Source organism: Bacillus sp. P4_D3 (assembly GCF_056401855.1).
The window spans coordinates 1-12580 of the sequence record NZ_JBFUIN010000074.1; the positions used below are offsets into that span (position 1 = coordinate 1).

11 protein-coding genes and 1 pseudogene are annotated in these 12580 nt (G+C 37.1%); 11 read left to right on the plus strand and 1 reads right to left on the minus strand.

Annotated elements, in window-relative coordinates; translation table 11 throughout:
- Positions 1-291: 291 nt before the first annotated feature.
- Positions 292-420: pseudogene (locus AC1DTM_RS11430) on the plus strand (lysozyme inhibitor LprI family protein); the annotation flags it as partial.
- 51 nt (positions 421-471) lie between these two features.
- Here the strand turns inward: AC1DTM_RS11430 and AC1DTM_RS11435 are convergent.
- Entirely contained in the window at positions 472-2181 is a 1710-nt protein-coding gene (locus tag AC1DTM_RS11435) for an Rqc2 family fibronectin-binding protein (RefSeq protein ID WP_002160718.1), read from the minus strand.
- 105 nt (positions 2182-2286) lie between these two features.
- Here AC1DTM_RS11435 and AC1DTM_RS11440 point away from each other — a divergent pair, with 105 nt between their 5' ends.
- The 10 genes from AC1DTM_RS11440 to AC1DTM_RS11485 all read left to right on the plus strand — a co-directional run.
- Positions 2287-5010 carry a calcium-translocating P-type ATPase, SERCA-type gene (locus AC1DTM_RS11440; protein WP_016106013.1) on the plus strand — a complete coding sequence of 908 codons (2724 nt, stop codon included), beginning with the start codon at positions 2287-2289 and terminating at the stop codon, positions 5008-5010.
- Between the two features lie 99 nt (positions 5011-5109).
- Positions 5110-5985, plus strand: coding sequence for a YicC/YloC family endoribonuclease (locus AC1DTM_RS11445; protein ID WP_002160720.1), 876 nt, complete (start codon positions 5110-5112; stop codon positions 5983-5985).
- Between the two features lie 67 nt (positions 5986-6052).
- Complete coding sequence (remA, locus tag AC1DTM_RS11450; protein ID WP_001251456.1) at positions 6053-6316, plus strand: extracellular matrix/biofilm regulator RemA; 264 nt, start codon at positions 6053-6055, stop codon at positions 6314-6316.
- A 13-nt stretch (positions 6317-6329) separates the two neighbouring features.
- Positions 6330-6947: a guanylate kinase gene (gene gmk / locus AC1DTM_RS11455; RefSeq protein ID WP_477000240.1), complete on the plus strand. Its 618-nt coding sequence runs from the start codon at positions 6330-6332 to the stop codon at positions 6945-6947.
- 2 nt (positions 6948-6949) lie between these two features.
- Complete coding sequence (gene rpoZ, locus AC1DTM_RS11460) at positions 6950-7162, plus strand: DNA-directed RNA polymerase subunit omega (RefSeq protein WP_002111403.1); 213 nt, start codon at positions 6950-6952, stop codon at positions 7160-7162.
- A 197-nt stretch (positions 7163-7359) separates the two neighbouring features.
- Positions 7360-8565, plus strand: a complete 1206-nt coding sequence (gene coaBC, locus AC1DTM_RS11465; protein ID WP_016106012.1) for a bifunctional phosphopantothenoylcysteine decarboxylase/phosphopantothenate--cysteine ligase CoaBC — start codon at positions 7360-7362, stop codon at positions 8563-8565.
- Positions 8562-10967 carry a primosomal protein N' gene (gene priA, locus AC1DTM_RS11470; protein WP_477000241.1) on the plus strand — a complete coding sequence of 802 codons (2406 nt, stop codon included), beginning with the start codon at positions 8562-8564 and terminating at the stop codon, positions 10965-10967. Before coaBC ends, priA begins: the two co-directional genes overlap by 4 nt.
- 11 nt (positions 10968-10978) lie before the next feature.
- Positions 10979-11449, plus strand: coding sequence for a peptide deformylase (def, locus tag AC1DTM_RS11475; protein ID WP_002014496.1), 471 nt, complete (start codon positions 10979-10981; stop codon positions 11447-11449).
- Between the two features lie 22 nt (positions 11450-11471).
- Positions 11472-12416 (plus strand): methionyl-tRNA formyltransferase, encoded by a 945-nt coding sequence (fmt, locus tag AC1DTM_RS11480; RefSeq protein WP_002160723.1) that lies wholly within the window; start codon positions 11472-11474, stop codon positions 12414-12416.
- A partial coding sequence (locus AC1DTM_RS11485; RefSeq protein WP_477000242.1) for a transcription antitermination factor NusB occupies positions 12413-12580 on the plus strand: 168 nt, incomplete at its 3' end. The genes fmt and AC1DTM_RS11485, both read left to right, overlap by 4 nt.

The following is a 12580-nucleotide window of genomic DNA, read 5'->3' on the forward strand; positions in this document are numbered from 1 at the left end:
TTCTTAAAGTCATGTTAATTCCCCCTTTTCACAGTATTGAATAAAGCAAATAGCGTGCCAAAAAATATCTTTAGAGAAAAGATAGTGGGAATTACATATGTTTTAGAGAAGATAAGAAATTTAGCCCATTATTTGTGGGCGGTGGGCTGCTCGTGAAATACAGATTACTGCAATTAGCAGTTGGGAGAATGAAAAAACATCAACTCAAGATTCACTTTCTTTACACACTGTCAAAAAATTTATACAAATATGAAATAGCACTGTCAAATTTTTTGACAATATTGAAGTTAGGAAAGTAAAGTTAAAGCAATTGCTACAGATGAAAATAATGGAACGATGAGATATATCAAAGCTGCAGATGAAAAATATAAGATGACAAAAGAAAGATGTTATGAATTAGTGAATGGGTATATGAACTAAGCTGAAAACATAGAAAAATGCGTTGCTTGCTAGCAACGCATTTTTAAGTATTTACGCTTTTAATTTCATTACTGTATCAGCATCTGGTGTTACATATAATGTTTGTTGATTGTCATATGTAACAAATCCAAGTTTTGCACCGCTCGGTTTTTTGACATGGCGTACCTTTGTGAAATCTACAGGAACAGAGCTAGAATCTTTTGCTTTACTGTAATAAGCAGCGATTTTAGCGGCCTCATGTAAAGTCTCTTCCGTAGGTTCAAGAGAACGAATGACAACGTGGGACCCAGGTATGTCTTTCGTATGTAACCAAATTTCATCGCGACGGGAGAATTTCGTTGTTAAATAATCATTTTGCTTATTGTTTTTACCGACGAAAATTTCTGTACCATCACTAGCTAAATATTTGTCCAATACTGGTTTTGTCGGTTTTTTCTTTGCATTTTTCTTCTTACGATTGCGCACATAACCTTCTTCGGCCAGTTCTTCACGAATCTCTTCAATATCTTTTGAAGAAGCAGCCTCCATTTGTTGAAGTAAGCTATCAAAATAAAGAATTTCTTCATTTGTTTTTACGATTTGTTCTTCTACAATAGCAACTGAATTTTTCGCTTTTTGGTACTTTTGGAAATAGCGTTGTGCATTTTCAGATGGTGTTTTTAAAGGATTTAATGTGATTTTTACAGTCCCACCATTTTCGTCGTAATAGTTAACGACTTCAATCTCTTTATCACCTTTTTTCAAGGCGTACATATTGGCTGTAAGTAGCTCTCCAAATAGTTGATATTTATCTGCTTTTCCGGCATCTTGTAATGTTTTTTCCAGTTTAATTAGTTTCTTTTCATTTTTTGACTTCTCATTTTGCATAAATCGTTCTAAATCGTGAGCTTGTTGTTTTACACGATCGCGCTCAGCTTTACCAAAGAAGAAACGATCTAATAATACACTAACAGATGAAAATGTTTTTTCATTTCCTTGTAAGTGAGAAAGAGGGAATAGGTAAAAGAACTCTTTTCCATTTGCTGTTATCATTGCTGGCACGTACTGATGTGTTAGCAATGGTTTTTGCAAGCTGAAGAAAGCTTCAGATAATGCTTTTTCATTTGCCATACCTGCTTTTTTTACAACTTCTTTTGCAAATAATGGGGAAATTCCCATGAATGCTCCGACAAGTTGTTTGTCCATGTTGCCAGATAAAAAGTCGAGCGGTTTAATGAAATCATCTTCTGTTTCGATAAGAAGCGGATTAACTTTATGTTGTGCTGGTGGGGCAACATATTCAGCTCCAGCATATACAGTACGATGTCGGTTTACCGCTAAAGAAACGTGTTTTAAGCTATCTAAAATAACATTTGTTTTCGTATCTACTAAGATAATATTACTGTGTCGTCCCATTATTTCGATTACTAATGTTTTTACTGATTCGTCACCGATTTCATTACGACTGCGGACTGTAATTTGAATAATACGTTCTAAGTCAATTTGTTCAATTTTTTCAATAAATCCACCTTCTAAATGCTTGCGAAGAAGCATACAAAACATCGGCGGTAGCGCTGGTGAATCGTAGTTTTGATTTGTTAAGTGCATACGCGCATATGTAGGGTGAGATGAAAGAATCAGCTTTTGATTTTTTCCGTTTGCTCGAATATGTAATAAAACTTCATATTTTGAGGGTTGATATATTTTTGAAATTCTTCCTGTTTGAAGAGAATTTGCAATTTCATGTGTAATTGCTCTTGTAAATAATCCATCGAATGCCATGAATGAACACTCCTTTCTAACTAAAAGTTAATTATAGCATTTTTTTGGACGAGGCTGAATAAGCTTTCATTAGAGTATGTCTGGAATCAGGAGGTCGATGGCAGGATGAATTGGTATGAAATGCGAGCACATGAAGTCGAGGAAAGAACGAATACGAATGTGGAGGTAGGTCTTACAGAGCAAGAAGCAGAGGGCCGATTAAAGAAATTTGGTACAAATGAATTGCAAGAAGCAAAGCGGCCTTCTGCGCTTATGGTGTTTTTAGCGCAATTTAAAGATTTTATGGTACTTGTTTTATTTGGTGCTACAATTATTTCAGCTTTTTTAGGAGAGTATATTGATTCGATTGCAATTGTTGCAATTGTTATTATCAATGGTGTCCTCGGTTTTTTTCAAGAGAGGAAAGCTGAAAAATCGTTGGAAGCTTTAAAAGAATTGGCAGCTCCTCAAGTTACTGTACTAAGAAATGGGAAGTGGATAAAAGCGCCGTCAAAAGCACTTGTACTAGGTGATATTATTAAGTTTTCTAGTGGTGACCGTATTGGCGCGGATGTTCGCCTTGTGGAATCTTCAAGTTTATATATTGAAGAATCGGCTCTTACAGGAGAGTCATTGCCTGTACAAAAGAAGGTAGAGGCGTTACAAGGCCAAGATGTTTCAATTGGTGATCAAAAAAACATGGCATTTATGGGGACGATGATAACGAGAGGTGCTGGAACAGGAGTAGTCGTAGCGACTGGAATGAATACAGCTATGGGGCAAATTGCAAATATGTTGCAAAATGCTGTACAAATGGAAACTCCATTACAAAGAAGATTAGAACAGCTTGGGAAAATTTTGATTATTGTTGCTCTTATTTTGACAGCTCTTGTTGTATTAGCTGGTGTATATCAAGGGAATGAAGTGTATCACATGTTTTTGGCTGGGGTTTCGCTTGCTGTTGCAGCTATTCCAGAAGGATTACCAGCTATCGTTACGGTTGCGCTATCACTTGGTGTACAGCGTATGATTAAAAAGAGGGCAATTGTGCGAAAGTTACCAGCTGTAGAAACGTTAGGCTGTGCTTCTGTTATTTGCTCAGATAAAACAGGAACAATGACACAAAATAAAATGATGGTAACGCATATGTGGTCAGGCGGAGAATTGTGGAAAGTAACAGGTCAAGGCTATGAGCCGGCAGGTTCGTTTATGAAAGGTGAAGAAGTAATTGATCCTACTAAGACGAAATCATTGTATCAACTACTTACATTTGGCTGTTTATGTAATAATGCGAATGTTATTCAAAAGAAAAAGACGTATGTGTTAGATGGAGATCCAACAGAGGGAGCTCTCGTTGCGGCTGCAATGAAGGCGGGAATATCACGTGAAGCTCTTAAAGGAAAGTTTGAAGTCATTCGTGAATTTCCTTTTGATTCAACTAGAAAAATGATGAGCGTTATCGTTCGTGATCGTGAAGGTAAAAAATTTGTTATTACAAAAGGAGCGCCAGATGTTCTTTTGCAAATGAGTCAAACAATTTTGTGGGGAAATAAGCAGCAGCCTTTAAGTGAAATGTATCGAAAAGAAGTGCAGGCAGCGATTCATAGTTTAGGAAGTCAGGCTTTACGAACGATTGCGGTGGCATTTAAACCGTTAAAAGCTACAGATTCAATTGAACACGAAAGAGAAGTCGAACAGGATTTTATGCTTGTTGGAATACAAGGAATGATAGATCCGCCAAGACCAGAAGTGGCGCAAGCGGTGAAAGAGTGTAAGGAAGCTGGTATTAGAACGGTAATGATTACGGGAGATCATAAAGTGACAGCAATGGCAATTGCGGAACAGTTAGGGGTTTTACCAGCGGGTGGACGCGTTGTTGAAGGTGTAGAACTTGCGAATATGGATGTAGAGGCATTAGAAGATATTGTAGAAGATACGTATGTATTCGCTCGTGTGTCTCCTGAGCATAAATTGAAAATCGTTAAGGCGCTGCAAAATAAGGGGCATATAGTAGCTATGACAGGTGATGGAGTGAACGATGCTCCAGCTATTAAAACAGCTGATATAGGGATTGCGATGGGAATTACAGGGACAGATGTTGCAAAAGAAGCTTCTTCACTTGTGTTGTTAGATGATAACTTTGCTACGATTAAATCGGCGATTAAAGAAGGTAGAAACATATATGAAAATATTCGGAAGTTTATTCGGTATTTGTTAGCATCTAACGTTGGTGAAATTTTAGTTATGTTATTTGCGATGTTACTGGCACTGCCATTGCCGATGGTTCCAATTCAAATTTTATGGGTGAACTTAGTTACTGACGGTTTACCAGCGATGGCATTAGGTTTGGATAAGGCTGAAGGAGATGTGATGAAGAGAACACCACGCCATCCGAAAGAAGGGGTGTTCGCTAGAGGGCTTGCGTGGAAAATTATAAGTCGTGGTTTTCTAATCGGAGCAGTGACATTAGTAGCGTTTATTATTGCATTTAACCAGCATCCGAATGAATTGAAGTATGCACAAACGGTAGCCTTCGCAACATTAGTACTGGCTCAGCTTATTCATGTATTTGATTGTCGTAGTGAACATTCTATATTTCACCGCAACCCGTTTGGAAATATATATTTAGTAGGGGCGGTTATTATTTCTTTACTGTTAATGCTTGTAGTTATATATTATCCACCATTACAGCCGATTTTTAGCACAATGCCGATACAAGCACGAGATTGGTTGTTAATTGGGGGATTATCATCTATTCCTACCTTCTTATTAGTAGGATCCTTATTAACAAGAAAAAAGGAAAAAAAGAAAAAGCCACTGTTATATAAGAAGGGATTAAACTTGAAATAGTCAATGATATGAAAATATGATATAATTTACAGAAGGTAGTAGAGTTGCATCTCTATTACCTTTTTCATTGAGTTATTTCATGGCTTGGATGTGATAAAGATGATTTGTAGTATGACAGGATTTGGAAGATCGAAGGTAGAAAACGATACTTTTCAAATAACAGTAGAAATGAAGTCGGTGAACCATCGTTTTTTAGAAATGAGTATTCGGCTTCCGAAGCAAATGATGGTGTTTGAAGACAAGATTCGTAAAATAATTGCAAAGCAAGTTCGCCGTGGACGTATTGAAGTGTCTATTAGTATAACAGGTGAAGGGCTTGTTGAAAGAAAATTAACTGTGAATTGGGAACTTCTTGAACAGTACCAATCCATTATGGAAAATATAAAAGGGAAATTTCAATTACAAGATTCTATTACACTCGGGCAACTAATGAGAATGCCAGAAGTAACGGCAGTTGAAGAAATAGAAAATGTAAATGAACAATTTGAAACCGGTTTATATGAGGCTGTTCGCCAAGCTGCTCATATGTTGAAAACGATGAGAGATGGCGAAGGAGAACGATTACATAAAGATATAGCATATCGTTTGCAAGAGATTCATAATTGTGTAAATGCAATTATTCCACATGCACCAATTGTCACACAAAAATATCGTGAACGATTAGAAAATCGCTTAAAAGAATTACATAATCAAGATTTAGATGAACAACGATTGTTGACAGAAATAGCAATATTTGCAGAGCGTTCAGATATTCACGAAGAATTAGTTCGATTACAGAGTCATTTAGATCAATTTCGTGAAGCACTGCAAATTACAGAGCCTGTTGGAAGGAAAATGGACTTCATTGTGCAAGAGATGCATAGGGAAGTAAATACGATAGGTTCTAAGGCAAATGACTTAACAATTTCAAAATATGTCGTAGAAATGAAAAATAACCTTGAAAAAATTCGTGAACAAGTACAAAATATTGAGTAGCTTTCAAAAAATATATAAAGTTATACGTGGTGGAGAAATCGGATAGACTTACTAGGAGGCGCAAACTATGGCTATGCGGTTTTTAAATATTGGATACGGAAATATTGTATCTGCTCATCGAATTATTGCTATTGTAAGTCCGGAGTCAGCTCCTATTAAACGAACAGTACAGGAAGCGCGTGAACATAATGCTTTGCTTGATGCTACGTATGGGAGAAAAACAAGGGCGGTTATTGTTATGGATGATGGGCATGTAGTATTAAGTCCAATTCAGCCAGAGACGATTGCACATCGTTTGAATAATAAAGAAGATTTAAGTGAGGAAGGGTAGGTTTTACATATTTATGAGAAGTAGAAGAGGATTGCTCATCGTTCTTTCGGGACCTTCTGGTGTCGGGAAAGGAACGGTTCGAAAAGAGCTGTTTAGCCATGAAGACACACGTTTTCAGTACTCTATTTCAGTAACGACACGTAAACCGCGTGAAGGTGAAGTAGATGGTGTGGATTATTTCTTTAAAGAGAGAGAAGAATTTGAAGAAATGATTCGTAATGAAAAGTTACTTGAATGGRCTGAGTTCGTTGGTAATTATTACGGAACACCGATTGATTATGTTGAAAAAACGTTACAAGAAGGAAAAGATGTGTTCTTAGAAATTGAAGTACAAGGAGCAATTCAAGTTAAGAAAGCCTTCCCTGAAGGTGTATTTATTTTCTTAGCACCTCCAAGTTTATCTGAACTAAAGAACCGAATTGTCGGCCGTGGTACAGAAACTGAAGATGTTATTGAAAATCGTTTAACTGTAGCGAAAGAAGAAATCGAAATGATGGACGCTTATGACTATGTTGTAGAAAACGATCAAGTTGAATTAGCTTGCGACCGAATTAAAGCAATTGTGGTTGGTGAACATTGCCGCCGCGAAAGAGTGGCAAAATACTATAAAGAAATGACGGAGGGTCTATAATTATGTTAAATCCATCAATTGACTCATTATTAACAAAAATCGATTCTAAATATACACTTGTAACAGTAGCTGCAAAGCGTGCACGTGAAATGCAAATTGCTGACAATTGTGTTATTGAAAAGCCTGTTTCTCATAAATGTGTAGGTAAATCATTAGAAGAAATCGATGCAGAAGTATTAAAATATGTACCATGCGATGACAAAATAATCGATTAAGACATTCTTTTCGACAAATTAAAACATAGACTTTATAATTTTCTATGTAACGGTAACAACCTATTTACAAGTAGGTTGTTATTTTTTTACGATAGGGATGAAAAGGAATCGAAAAAGACGGAACGAAATACTGGTACTGACGAGCTGAAAATTCTATTTCAGTAGAATAAGTTTGAAAAAGAAAGAGGACGAGTCATATGCTAAAAGGGAAAAAGATACTTCTATGTGTAACAGGAGGCATTGCAGTTTTTAAAGCGGCTGCGTTAACAAGTAAATTAACACAAGCTGGCGCTCTTGTAAAAGTAATGATGAGTGAGTCGGCAATGAAGTTTGTTACGCCTCTTACATTTCAAGCACTTTCTCGCCATGATGTATATACGGATACGTTTGATGAGAGAGACTCGGCTGTTATCGCTCATATTGATTTAGCGGATTGGGCAGATGTTGTACTTGTTGCACCGGCTACAGCTAATTGCATTGGAAAGTTAGCTGGCGGTATTGCTGATGATATGATTACAACTACTTTGTTAGCTACTACAGCTCCAGTGTGGATTGCACCGGCTATGAATGTGCATATGTATGAAAATAAAATTGTTCAAAAAAACATGATGACGTTAAAAACATTAGGATATACATTTATTGAGCCTGGGGAAGGTTTTTTAGCATGTGGTTATGTAGCAAAAGGAAGACTGGAAGAACCTGAAGCGATTATTGGACGGCTAGAAGAGGCTTTCTCAGAACAAAAACCATTGCAAGGAAAGCGAATATTAATAACAGCTGGACCGACACGTGAAAAGATTGATCCGGTTCGTTTTATGACGAATTTTTCTTCTGGAAAGATGGGGTATGCGATCGCAGAAGTTGCAGCAGGCTTAGGTGCTGATGTCATACTTGTGTCAGGACCGACAGCATTAGAGTCACCATTACATGTAACAAGAATACAAGTAGAATCTGCACAAGATATGTTAGAGGCAGTCCTTCAACATTATCAGAATGTGGATGTTGTCATCAAAACAGCAGCAGTTGCAGATTACCGCCCAAAATATGTGCATGATAATAAAATGAAAAAGAAAAATGGCGATGCTGTAATTGAATTAGAAAGAACAGTGGATATTTTAAAAACGTTAGGTGAGAAAAAGGACCAACAGTTACTTATCGGTTTTGCAGCTGAAACGACAAACATAGAGGAATACGCAACGAGAAAATTACGTGAGAAAAATGCAAATATGATTGTTGCGAATGACGTGAAGGCGCAAGGAGCTGGGTTTGGTACAGATACAAATATTGTGACAATGTATAGAAAAGATGGAGAAATTATTGAGCTGCCACTTTTAACGAAGAAAGAAGTGGCTCATGAAATATTAAAGCAAATAGAAATGATGTTAGAAGATGATCATGTATGAAGTTTGCAAGTGTAATTGTTGATGTACCTGCACGTCAAACAGATCGACCGTTTGATTATATTATCCCTGAAAAATGGGAAGATATCGTGCAAACAGGAATGCGTGTAGTAGTCCCATTCGGTCCGAGGAAATTGCAAGGTTTTATTATTGGCATAAAGGATTCGGTTGATCTAGAAAGTAAAAAGTTAAAAGCGTTGTATGAAATATTAGATGTCACTCCGGTTTTAAATGATGAATTATTAAAGCTTGGGTATTGGCTTACAAATGAAACGTTATGTTATATGATATCAGCCTTTCAGGTGATGCTTCCGACGGCGATAAAAGCAACATATAAAAAGCGTCTGCAACTTCGTAACCAAGAAGAAGTAGCGCCAGAAATTCTTTCTTTATTTCAAGGGAAGGAAACGATAGATTGGGAAGCTATCGAAGCGCAGCCGCACCTATATCGCACTATTCAACAAGAAATTAAAAATGGTACGACTGAAGTGGTTTATCAAGTAAAGGATAAAGTGCAGAAGAAGAAACAAAGAGTAGTTCAACCGGAGTTGCCGGCAGATAAATTGGAATTAGCAGCATTTGAACTGAAAAGTAAAAAACAACAAGATGTACTCTATTATTTTGTAGAAAACTACAGAAGTGTACCGTTGAAAAATTTAACAGAAGAATTACAAATAACAGATGCTCCAATAAAATCACTTGTTAAAAAGGGTCTAATCTCAGAAAAGTATGTAGAAGTATACCGGAATCCGTATGACGATGATGATTTTGAACAAACGAAACCATTTCCGCTTACTGAGGAACAAAAACAAGTAATTACACCGATTTTGTCATCAATTACAAATGAAACTTACAATCCATTTTTACTATATGGTGTTACAGGAAGTGGTAAGACTGAAGTGTATTTACAATCTATAGCAGCGGTGCTCGAGAAAGGAAAAGAAGCAATTGTGCTTGTTCCTGAAATTGCGCTAACGCCCCAGATGGTAGATCGCTTTAAAGGTAGGTTCGGTTCGCAAGTTGCAGTTCTTCACAGTGCGCTTTCTGTTGGAGAAAAATATGATGAATGGCGCAAAATTTTAAGAAAAGAAGTGAAAGTGGTAGTTGGTGCGCGTTCAGCTATTTTTGCTCCCTTTGAAAATTTAGGAATCATTATTATTGATGAGGAACATGAATCGAGTTATAAGCAAGAAGATAACCCGAAGTATCATGCGAGAGATGTAGCAGTGTGGAGAGGACAATACCATAAGTGTCCAATCGTTCTCGGAAGTGCAACGCCGACACTTGAATCGTTTGCTAGAGCGAAAAAAGGTGTCTATGGGTTGCTTACAATGGAAAAACGTATGAACAAACAAGCTTTGYCGACTGTAGAAATTGTTGATATGCGTGAAGAGCTTCGTGATGGAAATCGCTCAATGTTTTCAAAGGCACTGCATGAAAAAATAGCAGATCGATTAGAAAAGAAAGAACAAATGGTTCTCTTTTTAAATAGAAGGGGTCATTCTACGTTTGTGATGTGCCGTGATTGTGGGTATGTCGTACAATGTCCGCATTGTGATATTTCGTTGACATATCACAAAATGAACCATCGTTTAAAATGTCATTATTGTAGTCATGAGGAAAATATGCCAACGGAGTGTCCTGCTTGTAATAGTACGTATATTCGTTTCTTTGGTACAGGGACGCAAAAGGTTGAAGAAGAAATCACAAAACTATTCCCTGAGGCGCGGGTCATTCGAATGGATGTGGATACAACAAGCCGTAAAGGAATGCATGAAAAATTATTAAAGGCGTTTGGTGAAGAGAAAGCAGATATATTACTTGGAACACAAATGATCGCAAAAGGGCTTGATTTTCCGAAGGTGACGCTTGTTGGCGTTTTAACGGCGGATACGATGCTTCATCTACCTGATTTTCGGGCGAGTGAAAAGACGTATCAGCTATTGACACAAGTGAGTGGACGTGCAGGAAGACATGAATTGCCAGGGGAAGTTGTAATTCAAACGTATACGCCGGAACATTACAGTGTAGAATTAGCAAAGAATCAACAATATGATGTATTTTATGAGCACGAAATGCAAATGAGGCAAATGAGACAATATCCGCCATATTACTACGTTGTACTTGTAACTGTATCTCATCCGGAATTATTAAAGGCAGTCCAAGTGACGGAAAAAATTGTCGGTCATTTACGAACGCATTGTTCAAGGCAAACAATGGTGTTAGGGCCGGTTGCTTCAGCAATTCCAAGGATAAAAGATAGATATCGTTACCAATGCATGATAAAATACAAACGGGAACCAAACTTAAAGAACGTGCTCAAAATGGTAAATGAACATTATCAAGCAGAAATGCAAAAAGAGCTACAAATCTCAATTGATTTTAATCCAACAATGTTAATGTAGCGGAGGGAAATATGGCAGTTTTAGAAATTGTAAAGCATCCAAATGAAGTGTTAGAAACACCATGCGAAAGAGTAATTAACTTTGATAAAAAGTTAGTGAAATTGTTAAAAGATATGCATGAAACAATGTTAATTGCAGACGGAGTTGGTCTAGCTGCGCCACAAGTAGGTGTAAGCTTACAAGTTGCTGTTGTTGATATAGGTGATGATACGGGTAAAATTGAATTAATTAATCCTGTTATTTTAGAAAAACGTGGTGAACAAGTAGGTCCCGAAGGCTGCTTAAGCTTTCCGGGACTTTATGGTGAAGTGGAGCGTGCAGATTACATTAAAGTACGTGCGCAAAATCGTCGCGGTAAAATATTTTTATTAGAAGCGGATGACTTCTTAGCGCGTGCAATTCAGCATGAAATCGATCATTTACACGGTGTTTTATTTACATCTAAAGTGAAAAGATATTATGAAGCAGGCGAATTAGAATAGGTTTAAAAGGAGCGGTTTTTGAATGATGAAAGTAGTATTTATGGGGACACCGGACTTTTCTGTGCCGGTGCTTCGTCGTCTTATCGAGGACGGATATGACGTAGTGGGTGTTGTAACGCAACCGGATCGTCCAGTTGGTAGAAAAAAGGTTTTAACACCTACTCCTGTTAAAGTAGAAGCGGAGAAACATGGTATTCCAGTATTACAACCGTTAAAAATTCGTGAAAAAGACGAATATGAAAAAGTATTAGCACTAGAGCCAGACTTAATTGTAACAGCGGCATTTGGACAAATCGTACCGAATGAAATTTTAGAAGCGCCAAAGTATAGATGTATTAATGTCCACGCGTCATTACTTCCAGAACTTCGCGGTGGTGCACCAATTCATTATGCGATCATGGAAGGTAAAGAGAAAACAGGTATTACAATTATGTATATGGTAGAAAAATTAGATGCTGGCGATATATTAACACAAGTAGAAGTAGAAATTGAAGAGCGTGAAACAACAGGTTCATTATTTGATAAGTTAAGCGAAGCAGGAGCACACCTTTTATCTAAAACGGTTCCTTTACTAATTCAGGGTAAACTAGAACCAATTAAACAAAGTGAAGCTGAAGTGACGTTTGCATATAATATTAAACGTGAGCAAGAGATAATTGATTGGACAAAAACAGGTGAAGAAGTATACAATCACATTCGCGGATTGAATCCATGGCCAGTTGCTTATACGACTTTGGCAGGACAAGTTATTAAAGTATGGTGGGGAGAGAAAATCTCTATTACAGAGAAAGCTGAACCAGGTACAATAGTAGCTCTTGAAGAAGATGGATTTGTTGTTGCAACAGGGAATGAGACAGGTGTTAAAATCACTGAATTGCAACCGTCTGGTAAAAAGCGTATGAGTTGTTCACAATTTTTACGTGGAACAAAACCTGAAATTGGTACGAAGTTAGGAGAAAATGCATGAGACAAAATGTTCGTGAGTTAGCTCTGGATGGCTTAATTCAAGTAGAAAAAAGTGGTGCATATAGCAACTTACTTTTAAATAATCTGATCGAAAAAAATACAATTGACAGAAAAGATATTGGTTTATTAACTGAAATGGTATATGGAACAATTCAACGTCGTGAC

What these genes read in the sequence shown, in the direction of transcription:
- AC1DTM_RS11435 (WP_002160718.1), bottom strand. Translation starts at nt 2,181, where the DNA reads ATGGCATTCGATGGATTATTTACAAGAGCAATTACACATGAAATTGCA.
- AC1DTM_RS11440 (WP_016106013.1), top strand. Translation starts at nt 2,287, where the DNA reads ATGAATTGGTATGAAATGCGAGCACATGAAGTCGAGGAAAGAACGAAT.
- AC1DTM_RS11445 (WP_002160720.1), top strand. Translation starts at nt 5,110, where the DNA reads ATGATTTGTAGTATGACAGGATTTGGAAGATCGAAGGTAGAAAACGAT.
- remA (WP_001251456.1), top strand. Translation starts at nt 6,053, where the DNA reads ATGGCTATGCGGTTTTTAAATATTGGATACGGAAATATTGTATCTGCT.
- rpoZ (WP_002111403.1), top strand. Translation starts at nt 6,950, where the DNA reads ATGTTAAATCCATCAATTGACTCATTATTAACAAAAATCGATTCTAAA.
- coaBC (WP_016106012.1), top strand. Translation starts at nt 7,360, where the DNA reads ATGCTAAAAGGGAAAAAGATACTTCTATGTGTAACAGGAGGCATTGCA.
- def (WP_002014496.1), top strand. Translation starts at nt 10,979, where the DNA reads ATGGCAGTTTTAGAAATTGTAAAGCATCCAAATGAAGTGTTAGAAACA.
- fmt (WP_002160723.1), top strand. Translation starts at nt 11,472, where the DNA reads ATGATGAAAGTAGTATTTATGGGGACACCGGACTTTTCTGTGCCGGTG.